Genomic DNA, 23247 nt, shown 5'->3' with positions numbered 1-23247 from the left:
GAAACAAATAAAAACTTGAAACAAAATTACACATGGAAACAGTTCAAGCAATAAAACAACGATTTGAGATTATTGGAAATGACCCAAAATTAAATCGCGCCATTGAAAAAGCCATTCAGGTTGCTCCTACTGATATTTCGGTAATGGTAACCGGGGAAAGTGGTGTTGGTAAAGAGAATATCCCGAGAATAATTCATTCGCTTTCACACAGAAAGCATGGTAAATATATTGCTGTAAACTGTGGAGCTATCCCAGAGGGAACTATTGACAGTGAACTTTTTGGACACGAAAAAGGTGCTTTTACCGGAGCCACAAGCACGCGTGAAGGTTATTTTGAAGTGGCAGATGGCGGAACTATTTTTCTGGATGAAGTTGGTGAATTGCCTTTAACCACTCAGGTTCGTTTGCTTCGTGTACTTGAAAATGGAGAATTTATAAAAGTAGGTTCTTCTCAGGTTCAAAAAACAAATGTTAGAATTGTTGCAGCAACGAATGTGAATTTATTTAATGCAATTGAAAAAGGAAAATTTCGTGAGGATTTATACTATCGTTTAACTACTGTAGAAATCACTTTGCCGCCTTTGCGTGAAAGAAACGAGGATATTCATTTATTGTTTAGAAAATTTGTTGCCGATTTTGCGCATAAATATAAAATGCCTCCGTTAAAGTTAGATGATGATGCAGTTCAGCTTTTACAAAAATTCAGATGGAACGGAAACATTCGTCAATTGCGAAATGTTGCCGAGCAAATCTCTGTTTTAGAAACCAATCGCGATATTACATTGGCCACTTTACAATCGTATTTGCCAACTGAAGGAAGTAATTTGCCATCTGTAATTAATGATAAAAAGAAAGAAAGCGATTTTAGTACCGAAAGAGATATTTTGTACAAAGTGCTTTTTGATATGAAAAGTGATTTGAACGATTTGAAAAAACTCACTTTAGAATTAATGAAAAACGGCACATCAAAAGTGCAGGATATTAATCCGAATTTAATTCAGAAAATATACGGTTCGCAGGAAAATGACAGTGAAATAGATTTTGAAGAAGAACCAAGAACTGCAGTTATGACGCCCGCAACGCGTGAAGACAATTATCAAATTCAGGACGACAATTATTTGTTTGCCGAGACTATTGAGGAAGAAGAAATTTTACGTTTAGAACAAAAAGAAATCGAAATGATCAAAAAATCATTAGAAAAAAACAAAGGAAAACGTAAAGCTGCTGCAGATGAATTAGGTATTTCTGAAAGAACTTTATATAGAAAAATTAAACAATTTGATTTATAGTTTTGCCACAAAGACGCTAAGACGCAAAATGTTTTAAACGAAAATTATATCTTTGACCCGAAGCGTGAGCGAACTCGCAAATGAATTCTTAAAATAAAAAATGAAAAACTTAAAATATCTTTTAATTCTATTAGTTGCTACGACTTTTAGCGGCTGTGGAGTTTATAATTTTACCGGAACAGGAAAAATTGATGCTGAAACTTTTCAGGTAAATTTCTTTCAGAATAATGCTGATTTGATAGAACCTGGAATCGACAGAGATTTCACATTGGCATTACAAGATTTAATTCAGAATCAAACTAATTTAAACCTGGTAAGCAGCGGTGGTGATTTAACTTATGAAGGAGAGATTGTAGATTACAGAACAACACCAATGACTGCAACTGCAGATCAGCAAGCGGCACAAAACCGTTTGACAATTCGTATAAATGTTCGATTTACAAACAAAAAGAAAGAAACAGATGATTTTGAAAAAACATTTGAGTTCTACAAAGATTATCCCGGAACAACACAACTTGTTGGGTCTTCTTTAAATGCTGCCATCAAAGAAATTTACGACAGGATTACTCAGGATATTTTCAATGAGTCATTAGCAAAATGGTAAAAAAGTTGATTTGTTAAATCGGTTAATCGTTGAATCGGTTTTACAAACGATTAAACAGTTAAACAAAACAAACGATTAAACAAAAAAAACAATGAATGTAACTGATTATACATACCTAATAAACAAACCCGATGCCATTACAGAAAAGCAAACGGAGGCATTAGGCAATGTTTTGATTGAATTTCCGTATTTTCAAAGTGCGAGAGCGCTACGATTAAAAGGGCTTTTTAACCAAAATAGTTTTAAGTATAATTATGCATTAAAAGTTACTGCCGCGCATACTGCAGATCGCTCTATTTTATTTGATTTCATTACCTCGGAAACTTTTACTTCTATTCAAAATGATTTTTATGATAAAAAACTTCGTGATCTTTTAAATATTAATGTTCTTGATAGCGAAGTAGTTTCGCCTGATGAAATCAAAAAAAGTATCGAAGTTAGAATTGATCCTATTGAGCAGTCTATATTAACATCTATAAAACAAGCTACTTCGAATGTTTTTGAAGATTCAATAAAGACAGAAGAAAAAACTGTCGAACCTATTATTGAAGAAACTAAATCAATTGTTTTTGAAGAAGTAATAAAAACAGAAGAGAAACCTGAAGATAGTATTGAAGATGCTGATGTAAAAACGATTGAAGAGAAGAAATCGGTTGTTAATGAAGAAATCATAAACACAGAAGATATTAAAGAAGATGTCTTAATTCTGGCTGAGGAAACAGAACCTGCTGTTTTTGAAGAAGTAAAAACTCATAACGAATCAATTGATAGTATTAAGGAAGAAACTATCGTGATTCCAGTTAAAGAAACCAAACACACTTTTTTTGAAGAAGTAGTAGATGATGATGAAGTAGAAGATATTAAAGAAAACTTTGATCCTGTTATTGAGAAACCAGTTTCTACTATTGAAGAAATCGCACCAGTTGTTTTTGAAGAACCGAAAAAACACACTGAAATAAGAATTGATCCTATAGAAGAATCCATTTATAAATCAATCAAAGAAGCCACAACGGTTATATTTGAAGAGTCAAAACCTGCAGAAAAAGAAGCTGCAGCTATTATTGTCGATACACCAAAAATTACAGAACAGCATAAAGAAATTGCCAGCGTTGTTTTTGAAGAGGTAAAAATTACAGAAGAAAAACCAAACGAAGTTATTCCTACTATTCTGGATCAACCAACGACTGTTGAAGAAAGTCCTAAAGAAGTAATTAATTTTATTCTTGAGGAACCTATATTTATAGAAGAGTCTAAGGAAATTATAACAGATAGCATCGAAGAATCGATAATTGAAAAAAATATCCTAAAGACACAATTTGAAGAAACTGTAAAAATTGCCGAGGAAAATCTCGAAATAGGAAAGCCTTTAGATTTTTCGGTAAAAGAGAAACATTCTTTTCAGGAATGGCTGCAATTAGCAAGACCGGAACCTATTGACAGAACAAATGAAATTGTTCAGGAAGATATAAAAACAGTTGAAGAAAATACACAAAAAGTAGAGAGAACTCCTGAACCAATTAAACAAACAGTTCCGGAAACAGAAATAGTTGAAGACGAAAAAAAGAAAAAGGCAGAACTGATTGATAAATTTATTGAAACAAATCCTAAAATTTCGCCAATCAAATCAGATCCAATAACGCTGCCTCCAATTCAATTTAACATTAATCAAGAGGACAATTCGTATTTGATGACCGAGACTTTAGCCCGTGTTTATTTGGAACAAAAAAAATATACAAAGGCAATACAAGCATATGAAATATTAATTTTGAAATATCCAGAAAAAATTAGTTTCTTTGCAGACCGTATTTCGGATATAAAGATTTTACAACAAAATAACAATAATAAGTAAGCAATGAGCACATTTTCAATTTTTTTAGTTTTAATCACAATAGTTTGTTTTCTATTGATCGTAGTAATTATGGTTCAAAACCCTAAAGGAGGCGGATTGTCGTCTACAATTAGTGGAACTCAAATGTTAGGTGGAGTACAAAAAACAACTGACTTTTTAGATAAAAGTACTTGGACATTAGCTACAATTTTGATTGCTCTAATCTTGCTTTCAAGTTTAAGCTTTACAGGATCTTTAAGCGATACTGATTCTAAACTTATTGAAAAAACAGAAGCTCCTGCAACAAATACACCAGCAGCTCCGGTACAGCAAACACCTGCTCCGGCAGCACCTGCAGCAAAATAATCATTTTGAAATAATATTAAATGCCAGCCTGTCAAAGCTGGCATTTTTTTTAGGAAATAATGTCAGTTTTTAGAGCATGGCATAATTTCTGAAAGTTTATTGAACATTAAAAAACGTATAACTTATAATAATATAAAATCATGGCCTTAAACATTAAACCGCTTTCAGATCGCGTACTTATTGAGCCTGTTGCAGCTGAAACCAAAACTGCCTCAGGGATTTTTATTCCGGACACTGCCAAAGAAAAACCACAAAAGGGAACTGTAGTTGCTGTAGGAAATGGTTCTAAAGATCACACTATGACCGTAAAAGTTGGCGATACTGTTCTTTATGGTAAATATGCAGGAACAGAATTAAAACTTGAAGGAACTGATTATTTGATTATGCGTGAGGATGATATCTTAGCAATAATCTAAAAACAAAAAGGATCAAGTTCTGTGTATTAAAACTATAATAACTTGAAACAAATCAAACTTTAAACAAAAATTAAGAAAAAATGGCAAAAGATATAAAATTTGATATTGAAGCACGTGACGGATTAAAACGTGGTGTTGATGCATTAGCAAATGCTGTAAAAGTAACTCTTGGACCAAAAGGTCGTAACGTAATCATCGGAAAATCATTTGGTGGACCAACAGTTACTAAAGATGGTGTTTCTGTTGCAAAAGAAATCGAATTAAAAGACCCATTAGAAAACATGGGCGCGCAAATGGTTAAGGAAGTAGCTTCTAAAACAAATGATTTAGCGGGTGACGGAACTACAACTGCTACAGTTTTAGCTCAGGCTATCGTAAAAGAAGGTTTGAAAAACGTTGCTGCAGGCGCAAATCCAATGGATTTGAAACGTGGTATCGATAAGGCCGTTGAAGCTATCGTTGCTGACCTTGCAAAACAAGCTAAAGTGGTTGGAAGCGATTCTGATAAAATCAAACAAATTGCTTCTATCTCTGCAAACAATGACGAAGTAATTGGTGAATTAATCGCTACTGCTTTCGCAAAAGTTGGAAAAGAAGGTGTTATTACTGTTGAAGAAGCCAAAGGAACTGATACTTTCGTAGATGTTGTTGAAGGAATGCAATTTGACAGAGGATATCTTTCTCCTTACTTTGTAACAAACCCAGAGAAAATGGAAGTTGAATTAGACTCTCCATACATCTTATTATACGACAAAAAAGTTTCTTCTTTAAAAGAATTACTACCTGTTTTAGAGCCAGTTGCTCAATCAGGGAAACCATTATTAATTATTGCTGAAGATGTTGACGGAGAAGCTCTTTCTACATTAGTAGTAAACAAATTAAGAGGTGCTCTTAAAATTGCTGCTGTAAAAGCTCCAGGTTTTGGAGATAGAAGAAAAGCAATGTTAGAAGATATCGCTATCTTAACTGGTGGAACTGTAATTTCTGAAGAAAGAGGTTATACACTTGAAAATACAACTATCGAAATGTTAGGAAATGCAAAAAGAGTTTCTATCGATAAAGACAACACTACAATTGTAAGTGGTGCTGGCGAAGCTGATATCATCAAAAACAGAGTAAACCAAATTAAAGGTCAGATGGAAACTACAACATCTGATTATGATAAAGAAAAATTACAAGAGCGTTTAGCTAAATTAGCTGGTGGCGTTGCTGTTCTTTACGTTGGTGCTGCTTCTGAAGTTGAAATGAAAGAGAAAAAAGACAGAGTTGACGATGCTTTACATGCAACTCGTGCTGCTGTAGAAGAAGGAATTGTTGCTGGTGGTGGTGTTGCTTTATTAAGAGCTAAAGCTGCTTTAGCTGATCTTAAAGCTGACAATGCTGACGAGGCAACTGGAATTCAGATTGTATCTCGTGCTGTTGAATCTCCATTAAGAACTATTGTTGAAAATGCAGGTCTTGAAGGTTCTGTAGTTGTAGCAAAAGTTGCTGAAGGTTCTGGCGATTTTGGATACAATGCTAAAACTGACGAGTACGTAGATATGCTTAAAGCTGGAATTATCGATCCTAAAAAAGTAACTCGTGTTGCATTAGAAAATGCTGCATCAGTTGCCGGAATGATCCTTACTACAGAATGCGCATTAATTGATATTAAAGACGAAAACGGAGGCGGAATGCCAATGGGTGGCGGTATGCCAGGAATGATGTAATCGTTCTTAACTTCTTAAAATTTAAAACGCCAGATTTATGTCTGGCGTTTTTTTTTGCCACAGATTGCACGATTAAAAAGATTTTTTTTCGCCACAAATTACACGAATTTTCACGAATTAATTTTCTTATAATTCCGCATAAAAAATTAGCGTAAATCCCTGTAATTCGTGGCAAACTTTCACTTAGTTTAACATTCTCTTTTTCTTTTAAAAATCGGTTATCAGTATCTTTACAGTCTATTAAAATTGCAAAATGAGAAAATTCACTACTCACCTATTATCTTTTACACTCTTACTTTTTACAACGCTTTTACATTCACAAACCAACAAAGAAACTTATGTTGTTTTAGTTTCTATGGATGGATTTCGCTGGGATTATGCTAAACATTTTCATCTTCAAAACATGAATAAAATCGCAAAAGAAGGCGTTCATGCAAAATCTATGAAACCTTCTTATCCAAGCAAAACTTTTCCAAATCATTATTCGATCGTGACTGGACTTTATCCGGATCATCACGGAATTATTAATAATGTCTTTTATGATGCTACTCTAAACCAATCGTTTTCATTATCATCAAATGCAAAAAATGATTCAAGATTTTATGGAGGAAATCCTATTTGGAATGTAGCTGAACAACAAGGTGTAAAAACGGCTTCTTTTTTCTGGCCGGGTTCTGATTTGGATAAACGAAGACCAAGTTATTATAAAAATTACGACAGCAAAACTCCGTATGAAACCAGAATCGACACCGTTATAAAATGGTTAGAACTTCCTGAAAAACAACGACCTCATCTTGTATCTTTATACTTTGACGAACCCGATCATACGGGACATAATTTTGGCCCGCTTTCTTCGGAGAATGAAAAAATGGTTCACAAAATGGATTCGGTTATGGGGCAATTATCTTCAAGACTTGATCAATTATCCATCGGAAAACAAATCAATTTAATCATCGTTTCAGATCACGGAATGGCCGATATCAGCAATGATAAAAAAGTAGCCGTTCTGGATTACTTAAAACCTGAATGGCTCGGTTACAAAGATGTAATTAATCCTATTATGAGTTTAGAATCAAAACCCGGATTTCAGGATTCTATTGCTAAAGCTTTAAAAAAAGTACCCAATATTAAATTTTGGAAATCAAGCGAAGTTCCAAAAAGATTGCATTACGGAACCAATCCGCGTGTGCATGACTTTGTTATCGAAGCTAAAAAAGGATATAGCTTAGTCAGTAAAGAAAGTACGCATATAAAAGGCGGAACGCACGGTTACGACAATAACGAAAAAGATATGCACGCTATTTTTTATGCAAAAGGCCCAGCTTTTAAAGTAAATAAAGAAGTTTCTACTTTTCAAAACGTTTCTGTTTACCCTTTAATTGCTCACATTTTAGGTTTGCAAATTGAAGATGTTGACGGGAAATTTAGTGAAGTAAAAAATATGCTTGCTGAGTAAAATTAGATAATGTGTCAATTAGAAAATTAGATAATGATTAGCGTAATCTATAAAATTTTCTAATTGACACATTTTCTAATTAGCTAATTAAAAACCTGTCGAAACAGAAACTGCTTTCCATTGCTCCAATTCTTTTTGAACTTCGGCAATTTTTACATTTGCCATATCGTAAGCATCTTGCCCAACGAATAAATGTAATGCAGGATTTTTTTCCTCGCTCATTTTAATTAAAGCGGTTGCAAATTTTTCAGGATCTCCCGGTTGATTTTCATTGATGCTTCCTTTATGTGCATTTTCAGATTCTCTCACCGCTTTATAGTCTGAAATTGGACTCTGAGGCAATAATAAAGAACTATCTTTTAAGAAATCGGTTCTAAAATAACCCGGATAAACCAATGTTACGTTTACTCCAAATTCTTTTACTTCTGCCGCTAAAGATTCTGTTAAACCGGCAACTGCAAATTTTGTAGAACAATAAATTCCCCAACCCGGAAAACCTCCGTTGTAACCTCCAATCGAAGCGATATTAAAAATATGTCCAGATTTATTGGCGCGCATATACGGCATTGTATTTCTAATGACATTCAATAATCCAAAAACATTTACTTCGTAGTTTTTTCTCGATTCTGCATCGGTTAGTTCCTCTAATGATCCTAATAAACCATAACCTGCATTGTTAACCAAAACATCAATTGTTTTAAAATGGCTTACAGTTACTTCAATCGCATTTTTAACGCTTTGCTCATTTGTCAAATCCATTTCTAAAGGCAGAAAATTGGCAGACGGATCTCCTAATTCTTTAATTAGAGCTTGTTCACTTCTTGACGTTGCGGCTACTTTTTTTCCTTCAGCCAATAATTTTTTTGCTAATTCTAATCCAAGTCCTTTTGAGGCACCTGTGATAAACCAAACTTTGTTATTTTCCATGATTTCAATTTTTACATTTAATTATAGTACAAAGATATCAGCGAACTACTTGTAAAAACTTAAAGCAATCAAACGAGAAGTTACGAAAATCAAACAATTTCGGTTACACGATATGTTTTTGGCGAAAGCTGAACATTTTTCTTAAAGAAATTGATGAAATGAGACAATTCTTCGAAGCCTAAACACCAGGCAATTTCATTAATATTCCAATTAGTTTGTTTCAATAAAATCATCGCTTCCTGAACAATTCGTTCAGAAATAATTTGAGAAGTTGTTTTTCCGGTGGTTTCTTTCAACGCTTTATTTAAATGATTCACATGCACATTTAACTGGCTGGCAAATTCTGAAGGTGAACGGAAATTAATTTGCTGGGATATGGATTCAATAGGAAACTGTCTTTCTAATAATTCTAAAAATAAAGAAGAAACCCGAATCGTTGCATTCGATTTACTGTATAATGAAGTAGTTACCGTTTGTGTTTTCAAAGCCAGATGAATAATTTCAAAAACAAGATTTCGGAGAACATCATATTTAAAAGTATAATCAGAATTGATTTCGTCAAACATTTTTAAATAAACCGTTTTCAAAGATTCCGCCAATTCCATTGAAATAGGAACAATTGGATTTCCGCCGGGTTGAAATAAAGGATACTCTTTTAAATTCCCAAACTGATTAAAAAAAGCTTCTGTAAAAATGCAGAAAAAACCAGTTTGATTTTCGTCAATCTGTTCCCAATTATACGGAATTTGTGGGTTTGCAAAAAACAAGGCCTGATCTTCTATTACAGAAATTTTATCTGCGTAGTGTACTTTGTTTTTTCCAATGATCAAGCTTATTTTATAAAAGTCTTTTCGGGTGTAAGGAAATGGTTTACAAGTATTACCAACAAAGTCATCTAATTTAAAAACATTAAAATGTCCGATCTCTTTTCTAAGATTTTCGGGCATTCCGTTTACTTTGATGGTGTAAAAATCTTCTAAGGTTTCTGTTAGCTTCATTTTACAAAGTTACGAAAATCAAATTATTTAAATTAGAAAATGTGCCAATTTGATAATTAGATAATTTTTCTGCAGATGTTTAAATTAATTATCTAATGCTTATAACGAACAAACCCGACAGGTTTTTAAAAACCTGTCGGGTTTGTTCGTTACCAATAGTGAATTCAAAAATTAGATAATAAATTATACACAATCTAAGAATTATCTAATTATCAAATTGGCACATTGCCGCATTATCTCGAAACCACTTTATATTTAGGATCTTCAATAACATTTACATTAATCACAGCATCGGCGTTTTTAAGTAGTATTCTGCAGTCTTCGCTTAAATGTTTCAGTTCGATTACTTTATTTAACTGGCTGTATTTTTTGGTCAGATTGTTTACTGCTTCAATTGCCGACATATCAGCGATTCGGCTTTCTTTAAAATCTATAATAACGTGTGAAGGATCATTTTGTATATCAAACTTTTCCATAAAAGCAGTTATCGATCCAAAAAATAATGGTCCGTAAATTTCATAATGTTTCACTCCTTCTTCATCAATATAATGTCTCGCACGAATTCTTTTGGCACTTTCCCAAGCAAAGACCAAAGCCGAAATAATAACTCCAATTAAAACTGCCAAAGCCAGATTGTGCAATAAAATAGTAATTACAGCAACCAGAATTCCAACAAAAATATCGTGTTTAGGCATTTTATTAATCACCTTGAAACTTGCCCATTCAAAGGTTGTAATCGCCACCATCATCATTACGCCAACCAAAGCTGCCATTGGCAATTTTCCAATTACGGGCGCGCCAAAAAGTATGATAATTAAAATAGTCAAAGCCGCAATTATTCCCGAAAGTCGGGCTCTTGAACCAGCACCGAGATTTACTAAAGTTTGTGCAATCATAGGACACCCACCCATTCCGAAAAAGAAACCGTTCAAAATATTTGATCCGCCCTGAGCGATACATTCTCTGTTGCTATTTCCTCGTGTTCCGGTAATTTCATCAACGAGATTCAGCGTAAGCAAGCCTTCGGTTAAACCAACAGCAGCAACAATTATTGAATACGGAAATATCACTTTTAAAGTATCAAAAGAAATTGGAATATTCGGAATATGAAATGGAGGAAAACCTCCCTGAACAGAGGCAATATCCTCTACCGTTTTGGTTTCGATATTAAAAATCAATACAATGGCAAAAACCACCATAATAGCAACTAAAGAAGCCGGAACTGCTTTTGTGATTTTAGGAAAAAGCAGCACAATACCAATTGTCAAGGCAACCAAACCTAGCATAATATAAAGCGGCGTTCCCTGCAACCACGAAACTTGTCCGTTTACAATGGTTTTAAACTGTTCTAATTGCGACATGAAAATGACAACAGCAAGTCCGTTTACGAAACCAAACATTACTGGCTGCGGAACCAATCTGATAAATTTTCCGAGTTTAAAAAGTCCGATGCAAATTTGCACGACACCTCCAAGTGCTACAGCTGCAAAAACATATTCTATACCGTGTGATTTCATCAAAGCAATCAAAACAATCACGGTTGCTCCCGCTCCACCAGAAATCATTCCGGGTCTTCCACCAAAAATTGCTGTGACCAAACCTGCAATAAAAGCAGCGTACAAACCAACCAAAGGAGGAAATCCGGCCAAAATTGCAAAAGATAATGATTCGGGAATCATGGTCATTGCGACAGTAAAACCGGCTAAAATTTCGTTTTTGTAATTGACCTTTTGCGAAAAGTCGAAGAGAGAGAAGGCTTTTTTCATAGATCGCAAATTTAAAAAAATAATACGCACAATGTTAAGAAAGCTTTCTAATGAAAAAAAACCGGAAAATAATCCACTAAATAATCAGGCTTTTTAGTAAAGCTGATCCAATAAAAAAACCAAAAGCGAAAGAATGAAACTTATCATGATGGATAAATATAAAAGTTTTTATGAAGAAATTATTTCGCCAAAATTATTGATAATCCGGTAGAAAAAAACGGGTGTTTTTACCCTTTTTTCTAGTCAAATCTATTTTTTTATTCTAAAGCTACACAAACATATCCCAGACAATTTACATAGTCTATAATGTTTTTAGGTTCAAGTTCAACACCTTCAACCCTTAATATCTTATCGCAGTCTTCTAAATCAAAATTGATTTTATAATTTGGAAACTGACTTTGGATCACGGCAATAACATAATTTTTATCTGCCTCTTTCTGAACATTTGTTTTAAAAACCTCAACTGTCATAATTATTTATTTTAAATTATAATAAATCATGAATTTCGATTAAAAAGGATTGTATGATATTCCGAATCTAAAATATCCCTGCGTGTCTTCGCTGTGGTCATAAACGTATTTGTTTGTGCGCTCACCCTTTTCGGTAATTCGCGTACTTAATACATTATTGACTCCGGCTTTTACAAAAGTGATTACCTTTGGTGTAATACAATATTCGTATGTTATACCGGATTTTAACTCCAACTGATTCAACTCATAAATCCCCTTCAAATTTGAGGTATTCAAATTTAAGTAAAAACTTTCAGAGTTTAATTCAGTACCTAAGGAAATTCTTCCGTTTTCAAGCAATTCTCTTCTAAACAGTAATCTTTGCGGCAAAATAAAATCAATATCCCATTTTGAATCTGTAAACTTATGATTATAAGTAAGTAACGGCGTTATCGGAATAATTGCCGAAGGATCTATCATTGCTAAAACACCTGCTGTAATTGTGGTGTTTGCGGTTCGTTTCAAAACCAGACTTGCGGTTACAAATCCTTTTACACGCTGTACACCATCTTCATTTCCATCAACTGTGGCGGTTGCATTATAAATAATCGGTTTTTTAAAAAGTGTCGACATATAAGTTGCACTCATTGCTGCCGCCATAAAATGAAAATCCTCTTTTTCTCTTGTATAATTTGTGTTTGAAGTGTAGTTGTAAATATCTCCAAAACCGTATGTTTCATATTTGTAACGCAGCGATCCGGTTAAAATAAGCCTTTTAGATTCTGATACATAAAATGGCATATTGAAAGCTACTTTTAATCGGTTATGACTATCGATTCTGCCTCTTTCAAAACGATTTCCAAACAATTCCGAATCATAATTTGTTGGTCCTAATTGTTCGTATTGTACATCTAAAATTCTCGTTGTCGGAAATTTATCTGTAATCACTTTTACCACCGTTTGCATGGGCTGATTTTTTTCCTGAGCCATAGTGTGCAATGACGTACATACGAATAGAACAGAGATGATTCTTTTTTTCATATAAAATGGTATTAATTAAGATTGTTCTTGAAGATCGAAATCCTAAGCAAATGTAAATGACAAGCTTCTTTAATAATAGCATATTTATACAAACGGCGTAACATTTATACGAATGGCGTTTGTATAATTTTTACAACGCAAATAGGTATAAACTATAATATTAGCCTAATTTTGCCGTTATGACAATGCTTAAAATTTACCAGAACTTTTTTCTCCGAAACCTCATCGTACACACTTTTATATTTTTGGTGATTTTAGCCTGTGTGTATGACGAATTAAGACTAGATGGCCACACTTGGTCGTATATGATGAGTAAAATAGCAGTGGGTTATTTTCCTTGTATTGTATGGATTACTATTTTCAATCTTTTTATCATCAAACCTTTTTTATTCAAAAAAAAGGCTAAAATTTTCTTTACACTTTTTGTCATTTACTGGACTTGTTTTTACTTTTTTATGACTTGGTTTTTCCCTCTTATGGGTTTAGGAAATTTTAAGACACTTCAAATATTATCGCTTATTATCAACGGAATGTTTTTTTATTTTATTCATGTTGTGATTACCAAAAAAATCATAGATACAGACAAGGATATTATGAATTTCAAGTCTGAACTTTCTTTTTTAAAACAACAGCTTAATCCGCATTTTTTGCTCAATGCAATGAATAATCTATATGGAGAATCGCTGGCAGAACCCGATAAAGTTCCGGACAGAATTTTGAATCTCTCAGACATGCTTCGTTATCAGATTGAAGCCACTAAAAAAGATTATGTTTTGTTGGATGAAGAAATTGCGTTTATTAAAAAGTATATGGAATATTATACGTTTAGAAATGAAAGACTGGCGATAACACAAAAATTTGAAGGCAATTTTGACAGTATTGATATTCCACCATTGTTCTTTTTGCCTTTGGTTGAAAATGCCGTTAAGTTTTCGGCAGAAACTGCTGAACCTTTTATTAATATTGATTTAAAGGTAAAATGCAACGGTTTGTCCTTTATTATAAAAAATAGTTATCTGGAATCCGGATCGCGAATTTCGGGCACCGGAATTGGAATCGAAAACCTAAAAAGACGTCTTGAAGTTTACGGTTTAAAACATGAATTGAACTGCAGGAAAGAAAAGAATACCTTTATCGTAAAATTAAACATATGGCACTTACCTACCGCTGTCTTATCATAGACGATGAATCGCCGGCACACAAGGCACTTGCATCGCATATCTCAAAATTTGACGATCTGGAACATTCCGGAAGCGCTTTTAATGGAATGGAAGCCATAAAATTACTCAACGAAAACACTTATGATATTATTTTTCTGGATATTAATATGCCCGTAATTTCGGGTGTCGAATTGATGGAATTACAACCCAAAAGACCTTTAACGATTGTAACAACTGCTTATTCTGATTTTGCGCTGTCGGCATACCAAAACGATGCTATAGATTATTTATTAAAACCTATTTCGTTCGATAAATTCTCTAAAGCAATCGAAAAAGCCAAAATTTATTCCTCTGGAAACAGCATAAAAAAAGAAGACAACTCCTGCGAAAAAGTACTTTCTATTCGTGTAAGCGGACAAATGATGAACATCCCTTTAACGGATATTATTTACATTGAAAGTCTGGGCAATTATATGAAACTCTACAGCGCCAAACTCAATTTACCTTTAATTGTTTATGGTGCGCTCTCTAGTATTGCCTCAGAAATTGACAGCAATAATTTTGTTCAGGTGCATCGTTCGTTTATTGTAAATGTTGCCAAAATTACTTCTGTTACTTTCAAATCTTTAACGATGTATAATAACGAAATCATTCCTGTAGGCCGAAAATACCAGATTTTACTAGATAGTTTCTTTAGGTAAAGATTCGTTAACTATAAATTTACAAAAAGCTCAACTTTAGATGGTTGGGCTTTTTTATTTTGCTATTTGTAATAAAATACCGTATAAATACTTGGTGGTTATTGTTGAACAATTGTTAATATTGTTGTAGATATGTTAAAGAAATTTTATCAAAAAAAACAGTATCTAAATAACTAAACCAAAACAAAATGAAAAGAACTTATGACACAGGAATTGACACCAACAAAATCGAATTAGCTGTTAATGTTGGAACTGTAGGTACAGCTTATACATCTGTATATCTTTCTCGAAGCGGTGGACAAAATTCTAAAATCGATGAATCAAATGAAGACAGCGGAAGCATAAAAAATACCATTATAGGAGAAGCGAAACAAGTAAGAGCAGGTTACCTAATAATTAGAACAACTGTTGACTTTTCAAATATTGATAAGGAAAAATGGCAAAGTGAGGCTGAAAAAATAATAGTCAAATACTACCTTGATGGAGGTTTTTCTGGAAATCAAGTATATAATTATGATACCGATGATGTAGACATTGTATTAAATGGAAAAGTCGTTGTAATTACAAAACCAATTGAATTAACATGAAAAAGATATACTTAATAATTGTATTTTTTATTTTGGCGGGAAAGAACGCATGGAGTCAATCTAAAGAAATTAAAGCTGACACAATAACGCTAAAAGAATTAGAAATCCCAAATTCTCCTGCTTTCATATTGCTTGACCAAACACCTTCAACCATTGAAAGGCCAAGTTCAAGCAAAGCTTTTGCTTTGAGTATACTCAATTCTTTTCAAGACAGTAATGGTATTCCAAAAAATTATGCCGTAGATTTTACTCCGTTCTGGTTTTTTAAACATCCTAACATGACGTCTTTAAAATATGCAGGCTACAATGTAGAAAACAAAAAACAACGTGTTTTTGGAAATATAGAACGAGCATCTATCTCTTTTGCGTTTATTACTACTAATGATACTTTAACACAAAAAACTATAAATAATTTATCTATTGGGTTACGTTTTAATTTAATATCGATTCGAAGCAAACAAGATATAAAGGACATAATAAAAGCAAATTCAGATCTTATAAAATCCATTCGAGAAAGAGATGATCGATTAAATAATTTTGTTGATATTAGTCTTGCAGCCACTAATCCTACTCTCTATCATCTAAAAGTAAAAGAATTTTATGCGCAAGATAGAGAGAAAGAAAATAGCGAAGAAAAATTAAAAGATATTTTAGCTCGTAAATCAGTATTTGCAATTGATGGAGCAATTGGTTACAATAAATTTTATCTTGACAATAAATTTTCTAATGGCCATTTTGGAAGATTTGGTGCATGGCTTACATTAAATTATTCATGGCACATTGATAAAAATGCTAATGGAAAGAATTACTTCAATTTATATGCTATAGGAAGATATTTGTCAGATGGGACTTCAATTAGTAATGGAGAATATCAAAAACAAAATTTTTACGATTTTGGAGGAAAGGCAGAATTTGAATTTAAAAAAATTTCTTTAGCATATGAATATATATATAGAGATAGTAGTAATTCTAATACTTTCAGATCTAATGGTTTGTTAAAATACAAAATATCAGATAATTTATTATTGACAGGTGCATTCGGTAAAAACTTCGGTTCAAATAATAATCTTATTTCAATGCTTGGAATTAATTGGGGGCTTTCTACAGGTACCGAAAAAGCAACTGCAAAAGAACCTAAATAGTTATCTTAAAATCTGAAGAAATCTTTCTGGATTTTCAAATAGGTTTTATAATTTAATGACAATAAATTTAAAATAATTATTATGAAAAAAATAATATTAAGTTTTTTTATAATTCTTTCAATAGCTTCTTGTTCATCATTAGGAATAAAAAAAGGAATGGCAGATAGTGACGGGGATGGAATTGCAGATAAGGACGATGTCTGTCCTAATGACTTTGATCCAAATGGTTGTGCCGACGGAAGGGAAGGTTCAGCTATACCTGAGTATGCAATATATTTTCAAAAACTAAAACCTACAAAATCTATAAAACTTAACAAATATTTTAAAACAGGGTCTACTTTAAAAGAATGCAACACTAAAATAACAAATATTTTAGAAGTTGGATTACACATCTCAGATGGCAACTATAAATATTTTTCTATAAATGAAAATAGTTACGCAATAATTACCACAAAAGAATGTATTCACGAAGATGGAACACTTATTAATAAGCAAAACTGTACCTTAAACAATCGTTGTAATATGTTTAATCCTTTCTGCGTAGAAAAAGGATATGCAAGATTCCATTTGATTTTGGTAACTACAAAGGTACTTGGTCACACGCCTCTCGATTTTGATGAAGAGGAATTTAAAACTGTGTATGAAAATGATGCATTAGATTCTAATTGGAACACAATAGTCGGAATAAAAAACTTATTAAATAGTTCTAAAATATTTAATGACGAATATTCAATTGTTATAAAACTATTCGAAACAAAAAAAGTAGGCACAATGGGTGAAGTCGAATTATTGATAGATCCAACTTACAATTTTGACAAACAAATTGATAATTTTTTTAAACCTACATTACAATGACATTCTTTTCAGCACAAAAACAATTAATCACAATCTGGTTCATATGGACAATGCTTTTGGTAATCTTTATCGGTTATCATCTTTTATTTGGAATCCTTATTCCAGTTGACAATGAAGTTATGACATGGTTTGCTAAATATTTAGTTTCAATATTTTCTTTAATTATTGCCAGTACATTTTTCAGTAGAGAAATATTCAAAGAAGAACTAGCAAGCAAAATATATTATTATTTAGCCTTAGGAACTTCTGTATTATATTTAATTTTTATAACTGTAGTGTTAGTGGTGGTTCCGAGAACAGAGCATTTAACGAAACAGAAATATATAGATAAATTAGACAGCAGTGGATTAATTCTTAATTTTCTATTACCAATTCTCACAGGAGTTCTCGGATATTTCTTTTATCAGAATAGAAGCAAAACTTCTTAAACATATTAAAAAAATTAACTAATTTAAAAAACCTCAACCAACACAATTAAAACCCGATATCACAGATTTGCAATCCGCGCTCACAACAATAAAGCATAAAGTTAAAAAGCTGCAACTTAAAAAATTGCAGCTTTCCCTAATATATTGATCGAAAAAATATGTCTACAACAAAACAGACATGTCATTTTAAAAACTATTATCTAAATTTCACTTCTAAGCAATATTCCCCAATCCATCTGGAAAAGGTCGATAAGCATAATACGACAACACTTCTTCAATCGCCATTTTTAAGGCTTCATTTATAGGGATTAAAATAACTCCCATTCTAAGGTCAATTTGTGCCAGTCGCATGTAATAATCAGAGAAAATAGGAACGTATATTTTCTTATTTATAAGTTCTTCTGCTTTTGTGAAATTTTCAGTTTGTTGTTCTTTTATTATTTTACAAGTAGCCATTCGCAATTTTCCGAATTTATCGGTATTTGCCGCATAACCAAAAAGACGACAGACCAAACCGCGATAACGATAATTGCTGCAACTTCCTTTTTGATATTCTAATATGAAAATCGAACGGTATAAATGACAATTTTTTACCTCATTGTTTTTTAATTCAACCAATGTTTCTTCGGCTTTTCCATTCAAAAATAAATGAAATGCCCAAGGTAAAAATTCTAAAGGCGATGCGTATATATTAGGAGTAGAACAACATTTGCCGCAACCTGCGTTGCAATACAAATGAGTCTCTGACTTAAAAGCGGTTATTTCAATTTCAAGACGATCAAATAATGCTTCAACCTGCTTAACCTTCTCCTCTATTGCCATCTTTTTTTGGTAAGGTAGGCTAATAGAAATGGCTCATGCCAGATTAGTATTTTTATTGTGATTATAAAAAATAAAATCTAAATTAAAAAATTCCAAATTCCAAACTTTTGCCACTAAACCTTAAAAAAATATTAGCTACTTAGAACCTTTGTCCCTTAGAATTTTCAAATAATCAATCGCACCAGTAGACCACAAAGCCCACAAAATCAGAATAGGCTGAAAAAACAATCGAATCAATCGGGCTTGATCTGTGTTCATGCCCAAAGCGTCTGTTCCGTTTAAGTATTGTGCAATATTCCCCGGAAAAACCAGCACGTAAAATATGGCAAGCCCAATTCCTATTTGTATTTTATAGCGGGTTAGGAAAATAATAGCCAAACCGATTGCCAATTCTGCAATTCCTGAAAGTATTACAACCAGATCTTTATCCATCGGAACCCAATTTGGGACCTGTGCCTGAAAATCGGTTCGTTGAAAAGTAAAATGACCAAAAGCGGCCGTTATCATGAAGATTCCTAAGAATATTCTAAAGAAATTTTGGGTTTTTGTAGTTTGTATATTTTCCATTTCAGCTTTGATTTAAATTTTAATTGAAACATTTTATTAACAAAATTAATGCTACTCAAATTTACTATAATAATCATCAAAAATTTTCCATGTTTTTCGTAAAATCCTTACGTAATCACCATAATATGAATTTCTTTACTTTTTTTAAACCTTGTTTCTTTTGCTTCTTTTTTAACCTCAAAAGTGCCCTACAAACGCTTCTGTTCAAAAAAACAATTAACATTAAAATAAATTTCTTACATAAATAATTATCTTCGCACTGCTATTAAACTCTAACCCCCCAAATTTTAGAATAATGACCTTTTTTAATTTCCTGTTTAAAAATTCAGATTTAGAATGCCCAAGATGTCTGGGAAAAGGATTCGTTGGTCCGGAAGATATACGACGCTTAAATAAACAATTAAAATGGGCTCCCGGTCCCTGTGCCTATTGCGATGCATCTGGAAAAGTTACCGAAGAATTACTATCAAAAGTAGCCGTAGACACCACTTATCTCACGATCGATTTACCGGAATCTGAAATAGAAAAAATAAAAAATGGAGATCCCGAGACTATAGAAAAAGGAAAACTGCAAGAGCTTTTTATAGACAATCTCATACAATATATTGAACATCAATATTTACTCAAAAATATGGATGCCGAAAGTATTGCCGATTTGTATCTAAGTACTGAAGATGAAAATGCTGTCTTTTCGGTAGAAAAAGAAAATCTACTGCAATACATTCGCAAAATAATCTACTTAAAGAACTCTGAACCAAATTAGTTACTTATTTCTTTGTTAATCATCTGAGGCTTTATCTTCAAAACACAAAAAACAGGTATAAATACGCGGTGCCAAAACTTTTTTTAGTGGTAAAATTGCCATTGAATAATTTTTGTCATTAATTATAATTTCTCAAAAGGGAAACTATAAATAGGATTATTTTTTTTGGAGCTATAAAGTGGGATTTCAAATCTTTAATAAGGATTGGAAATCCCATTTTTAGTTTTCTATATTTTGTTAATCAATTCAATAGAGAGTTTTATGTTTCTTTACAACTTTTAAACAAATTCCTCAAAATATCATGCTCAAAAGAATGTTCATTAATCATTCAAAAGGTTAACTTCGAAAAATCCTTTATAAAATGTAAAAAAGTAAAAGATAAAGACGTCAATTATTAGTTGATTTTTATAGATTTGCAAAACTACATCATATTAAAAAGTACCGGAAACAATTATAAAATTTAAGACAATGAAATTTATTACTTCGACATTTTTATTTTTCATGTTTATTTGTTCCAATTCTTATGCACAATTAAGCTCGGATCAAATATTTGAAAGCTTTAAACAAGGAGAACGAACAAACTGCTCATCAATTGCTTTTATTAAAGCTTCTTTGAATGTTTATGGACTGGACAACCTTTTTGTAACTGACACAGTAAGCGATGGTGTATATAAAATAACATTAAAAAATAATGCTTCTTTTAATTTAAAAAAAGAAGAACTGGATAAAGCCAAATTTTCTGCAGATTTTGTCTATATCAAAGATAACCCAGAGAGCGAGAAAATCACAGAATACGCCATTCTAACTTATGCAGTAATGGCAAAATACAGACAAATAACGGATAAGAAGGAAACTTTTGAAAAAGCTTTGGAAGATCTGGAAGATGGTGAAGTCTATACGCCTACTATTTATAAATACCTGGGCTTTGAAAAAGGCAAACAAATTCAAAAATTAAAACGCCAATCAGGAAGTGAATTTTGTGGAGTTGTGGCCTGGTCTACAGCACACGCTGTATTTGTATGCGAAGATTTCATGGATTATTACGGCAACAAAAAAAGCTTGTGGCTTAAATATCCGGGACGTTTTAGGATAATTAAATCTTAAATTCCAAGTTTTTAAAATTCCGAATTCCAACTTAACAAGCTGGGAAAAAACCTTAGGATCTTAGAATCTCAGAACCTTAGGAACTTTAAAAAAAACCTTTGTATCTTTGGGCCTTAGTCCCTAAGAACCTACAAACATGACACGAGAACATTATATTCCCTTTAACAAGGAATTCTTACTCGAGCAACAAATAGCCACTTTCGCCGAAGACAAAAAAAAGATTGATGATTTTAAAAAGTTATTCGATATTATCGAACATTATTATCATTATGAAGCTTTTAACCTGAACCGAAATTTAAAGCAAAACTACGCTTTATTTGATCCGGACTTGAGTTTAAAAGAACGTGAAAGTTTTATTGGCAAAAGCGATTTTGGAATTTTCAAAGAAACACTTCGTCAGGTTTTAGAACGTGGCAATTATACCAAAATCAATCATGAAACTTTAGACGAAGCTTTTAAAGATTCTGATTTAATTGGTCTGAATCTTTCGATAGATTTTAATGCTTTTAAAGATTACGAATTGTACGTTCGCGGTAGTCACAAAGCAAAAGAAAAAGTCAAAAAATATATTTTCTGGAAAAAAGAAATTGAGATCGAATATTACGATCGTGTTATGATTTACCTCAATTATAACGAAGCCGATTACCTGAAAGAAAACAAGGTCAAACTAGGAAGAATGCCTATTGATCCCGGATCTATTGGTTTAAAAATCTTTAAGCGTGTTCCTAAAAATGATTTGGAAACCATTTTCCCAAATGCGATTCCACGAATGTCACTGAAAGATAAAATGCTGCTTTGGGTTCCGGGAATTTTTGGTGGAATTTCGTTATTAAGCGCCCAGGTAATTCCGGCGCTGATTAATATGTATACCGCTTATGAAACCGGCGAAACAATCGATTTACTAAACAGCAAAACATCATTAAACCAAGGTTTGATTGCATTGGGAATTTTAGCCGCTTATTGCTTTCGTCAATACAACAATTTTATAAACAAGAAAATCAGATATTCTAAAATGCTTTCGGATAGTTTGTATTTTAAAAATCTGGGAAATAATAGTGGTGCTTTTTATTCTTTACTAAATTCTTCTGAAGAAGAAGTGCTTAAGGAAACTATTTTGGCATATGCTTTTTTACATAAAAGTGAAAATCCGATAACGGCTCAAGAATTAGATAATCAAATTGAATTCTGGTTTAAAACAAAACTAAAAACAGAAATTGATTTTGATGTAACCGATTCCTTGCTGAAACTAAAAAACATTGGTCTTGGTGTAGAAACAAATGGAAAATGGGAAGCTCTTCCTTTAGAGAAAGCTTTGATCCAAATTGATGAATTGTGGGATAATGTTTTTGATTATAATCAGAAGTAAAATTTTGTAGACTTTTGTTTATTATTATTTCTAATCTTTATTGTAGAACGCAGATGACACAGATTTGCTTTGCGAAAACGCGGATTTAAACGGATTTTTTTATTTCCTCAAACATAGAAAGTTAGGCATCTTTGACCAAATTTCATGTTAATACATGTCTATATATCTTATAACAACTAGTGCCCTAGCCCTGATGGGAGCGACATCCTTTTGTGCCGGTGTTCGGCACAAAAGATATAGCGGACAGCAGGAAATAGCTCCTAAATCTTATTATTAATACAATACCTTATAAAAACAAAAAAGAGAACTTAATGTCCTCTTTTTATATAGTGTTAAAGTAAATTATTCGCTATCAACTTCAATAAGATCTTCTATATTTTCACCTGTATCACCTACAGCTACAATTTCTGGTTTAGAAGCTTTTAGGGCATTAAATCTTTCCAATTGTTCTAAGTCTCCCTCTTCACCACTAAAATAAGGAAAAACATCCATAATTGGTGATTCTGAAATTGCCGGAATGGTGTAATCGCCCATTGTATTTTTCATGGCTGCAATCGTATTGTCATAGGCTTCTTTTACATCATTGGCCTGAACTAACAAATACATATTTGTTTTGCGTTCTTTACCACTTTCTTCATCATAAGCCATTAGAGTAACCTTCGATTTAAACCAGCGATCAGCATTTTCAAAAGGATGAATCTCGGCATAATTTGCCACTTTAATATTGGTGATTTTAAATTCTTCACTAACATAAGCCTTCATTTCTTCATTAATTCTGCTTTCGGCTTCTGTATAAGATATCGCATCTACCAAATAAGGTTCTGTAGTAACCTTTTGTGTTCCGATGTCATCTGTTTTTCTATATTTTACTTTGCATTCATACCAAGTTGCGCTCATTTTTCA

The 23247-nt window shown here is 32.5% G+C and carries 24 protein-coding genes; 16 read left to right on the top strand and 8 right to left on the bottom strand.

The annotated features are described in order from the left end of the window. The first annotated feature begins 32 nt into the window (after positions 1-32). From RT99_RS06225 to RT99_RS06195, 7 genes are all read left to right on the top strand, one after another. A complete protein-coding gene (locus tag RT99_RS06225; protein ID WP_042563870.1) occupies positions 33-1289 on the top strand; it encodes a sigma-54-dependent Fis family transcriptional regulator in 1257 nt (418 codons plus the stop codon). A 100-nt stretch (positions 1290-1389) separates the two neighbouring features. Next, on the top strand, positions 1390-1893 hold the full coding sequence (locus tag RT99_RS06220; RefSeq protein ID WP_042563869.1) for an LptE family protein: 504 nt from the start codon (positions 1390-1392) through the stop codon (positions 1891-1893). Positions 1894-1984: 91 nt separating this feature from the next. Continuing rightward, entirely contained in the window at positions 1985-3742 is a 1758-nt protein-coding gene (locus RT99_RS25660; protein ID WP_042563868.1) for a tetratricopeptide repeat protein, read from the top strand. Positions 3743-3745: 3 nt separating this feature from the next. Beyond that, the gene (gene secG, locus RT99_RS06210) at positions 3746-4087 is read left to right on the top strand and encodes a preprotein translocase subunit SecG (RefSeq protein WP_042563867.1); all 342 of its coding nucleotides are present in this window, start codon (positions 3746-3748) and stop codon (positions 4085-4087) included. Between the two features lie 140 nt (positions 4088-4227). Continuing rightward, a complete protein-coding gene (gene groES / locus RT99_RS06205) occupies positions 4228-4503 on the top strand; it encodes a co-chaperone GroES (protein ID WP_012023920.1) in 276 nt (91 codons plus the stop codon). Positions 4504-4583: 80 nt separating this feature from the next. Continuing rightward, on the top strand, positions 4584-6212 hold the full coding sequence (gene groL / locus RT99_RS06200; protein ID WP_042563866.1) for a chaperonin GroEL: 1629 nt from the start codon (positions 4584-4586) through the stop codon (positions 6210-6212). Positions 6213-6465: 253 nt separating this feature from the next. Further along, the gene (locus tag RT99_RS06195; protein WP_042563865.1) at positions 6466-7668 is read left to right on the top strand and encodes an ectonucleotide pyrophosphatase/phosphodiesterase; all 1203 of its coding nucleotides are present in this window, start codon (positions 6466-6468) and stop codon (positions 7666-7668) included. Between the two features lie 87 nt (positions 7669-7755). Here the strand turns inward: RT99_RS06195 and RT99_RS06190 are convergent, their stop codons facing one another. The 5 genes from RT99_RS06190 to RT99_RS06170 all read right to left on the bottom strand — a co-directional run bounded on the left by RT99_RS06190 (position 7756) and on the right by RT99_RS06170 (position 12849). Further along, the gene (locus RT99_RS06190) at positions 7756-8595 is read right to left on the bottom strand and encodes an SDR family NAD(P)-dependent oxidoreductase (RefSeq protein ID WP_042563864.1); all 840 of its coding nucleotides are present in this window, start codon (positions 8593-8595) and stop codon (positions 7756-7758) included. 89 nt (positions 8596-8684) lie between these two features. After that, positions 8685-9593 carry an AraC family transcriptional regulator gene (locus tag RT99_RS06185; protein WP_042563863.1) on the bottom strand — a complete coding sequence of 303 codons (909 nt, stop codon included), beginning with the start codon at positions 9591-9593 and terminating at the stop codon, positions 8685-8687. A gap of 233 nt (positions 9594-9826) precedes the next feature. Further along, positions 9827-11359, bottom strand: a complete 1533-nt coding sequence (locus tag RT99_RS06180; RefSeq protein WP_042563862.1) for a SulP family inorganic anion transporter — start codon at positions 11357-11359, stop codon at positions 9827-9829. A gap of 257 nt (positions 11360-11616) precedes the next feature. Next, complete coding sequence (locus RT99_RS06175; RefSeq protein ID WP_042563861.1) at positions 11617-11829, bottom strand: hypothetical protein; 213 nt, start codon at positions 11827-11829, stop codon at positions 11617-11619. 39 nt (positions 11830-11868) lie between these two features. Then, positions 11869-12849 (bottom strand): DUF6268 family outer membrane beta-barrel protein, encoded by a 981-nt coding sequence (locus RT99_RS06170; RefSeq protein WP_042563860.1) that lies wholly within the window; start codon positions 12847-12849, stop codon positions 11869-11871. A 179-nt stretch (positions 12850-13028) separates the two neighbouring features. On the opposite strand from RT99_RS06170, the gene RT99_RS06165 reads away from it, so the two are divergent. From RT99_RS06165 to RT99_RS06140, 6 genes are all read left to right on the top strand, one after another. Continuing rightward, on the top strand, positions 13029-14030 hold the full coding sequence (locus tag RT99_RS06165) for a sensor histidine kinase (protein WP_042563859.1): 1002 nt from the start codon (positions 13029-13031) through the stop codon (positions 14028-14030). Beyond that, the gene (locus RT99_RS06160) at positions 14000-14710 is read left to right on the top strand and encodes a LytTR family DNA-binding domain-containing protein (protein ID WP_042563858.1); all 711 of its coding nucleotides are present in this window, start codon (positions 14000-14002) and stop codon (positions 14708-14710) included. The genes RT99_RS06165 and RT99_RS06160 overlap by 31 nt, the downstream gene beginning before the upstream one ends. 188 nt (positions 14711-14898) lie before the next feature. Beyond that, the gene (locus RT99_RS06155) at positions 14899-15297 is read left to right on the top strand and encodes a hypothetical protein (protein ID WP_042563857.1); all 399 of its coding nucleotides are present in this window, start codon (positions 14899-14901) and stop codon (positions 15295-15297) included. Beyond that, the gene (locus RT99_RS06150; RefSeq protein ID WP_042563856.1) at positions 15294-16439 is read left to right on the top strand and encodes a hypothetical protein; all 1146 of its coding nucleotides are present in this window, start codon (positions 15294-15296) and stop codon (positions 16437-16439) included. Before RT99_RS06155 ends, RT99_RS06150 begins: the two co-directional genes overlap by 4 nt. A gap of 81 nt (positions 16440-16520) precedes the next feature. Continuing rightward, positions 16521-17294 carry a hypothetical protein gene (locus RT99_RS06145; RefSeq protein WP_042563855.1) on the top strand — a complete coding sequence of 258 codons (774 nt, stop codon included), beginning with the start codon at positions 16521-16523 and terminating at the stop codon, positions 17292-17294. Beyond that, on the top strand, positions 17291-17722 hold the full coding sequence (locus RT99_RS06140) for a hypothetical protein (protein ID WP_042563854.1): 432 nt from the start codon (positions 17291-17293) through the stop codon (positions 17720-17722). Before RT99_RS06145 ends, RT99_RS06140 begins: the two co-directional genes overlap by 4 nt. 213 nt (positions 17723-17935) lie before the next feature. On the opposite strand, the gene RT99_RS06135 is transcribed toward RT99_RS06140, so the two are convergent. Continuing rightward, positions 17936-18544 carry a YkgJ family cysteine cluster protein gene (locus tag RT99_RS06135; RefSeq protein WP_042563853.1) on the bottom strand — a complete coding sequence of 203 codons (609 nt, stop codon included), beginning with the start codon at positions 18542-18544 and terminating at the stop codon, positions 17936-17938. A gap of 135 nt (positions 18545-18679) precedes the next feature. Then, entirely contained in the window at positions 18680-19111 is a 432-nt protein-coding gene (locus tag RT99_RS06130) for a membrane protein (RefSeq protein ID WP_042563852.1), read from the bottom strand. A 295-nt stretch (positions 19112-19406) separates the two neighbouring features. Here RT99_RS06130 and RT99_RS06125 point away from each other — a divergent pair, with 295 nt between their 5' ends. From RT99_RS06125 to RT99_RS06115, 3 genes are all read left to right on the top strand, one after another. Next, positions 19407-19874 carry a hypothetical protein gene (locus tag RT99_RS06125; RefSeq protein ID WP_042563851.1) on the top strand — a complete coding sequence of 156 codons (468 nt, stop codon included), beginning with the start codon at positions 19407-19409 and terminating at the stop codon, positions 19872-19874. A 468-nt stretch (positions 19875-20342) separates the two neighbouring features. Next, positions 20343-20978 carry a hypothetical protein gene (locus RT99_RS06120; RefSeq protein WP_042563850.1) on the top strand — a complete coding sequence of 212 codons (636 nt, stop codon included), beginning with the start codon at positions 20343-20345 and terminating at the stop codon, positions 20976-20978. A 136-nt stretch (positions 20979-21114) separates the two neighbouring features. Beyond that, positions 21115-22344 (top strand): TMEM143 family protein, encoded by a 1230-nt coding sequence (locus RT99_RS06115; RefSeq protein ID WP_042563849.1) that lies wholly within the window; start codon positions 21115-21117, stop codon positions 22342-22344. A gap of 342 nt (positions 22345-22686) precedes the next feature. Here the strand turns inward: RT99_RS06115 and RT99_RS06110 are convergent, their stop codons facing one another. After that, the gene (locus RT99_RS06110) at positions 22687-23241 is read right to left on the bottom strand and encodes a DUF4494 domain-containing protein (protein ID WP_042563848.1); all 555 of its coding nucleotides are present in this window, start codon (positions 23239-23241) and stop codon (positions 22687-22689) included. Positions 23242-23247 lie beyond the last annotated feature (6 nt).

Source organism: Flavobacterium sp. MEB061 (assembly GCF_000834715.1).
Taxonomy (GTDB): Bacteria; Bacteroidota; Bacteroidia; order Flavobacteriales; family Flavobacteriaceae; genus Flavobacterium; species Flavobacterium pectinovorum.
Note: the sequence above shows the minus strand (reverse complement) of the source record. Positions and strands in the feature narration are given on the sequence as shown.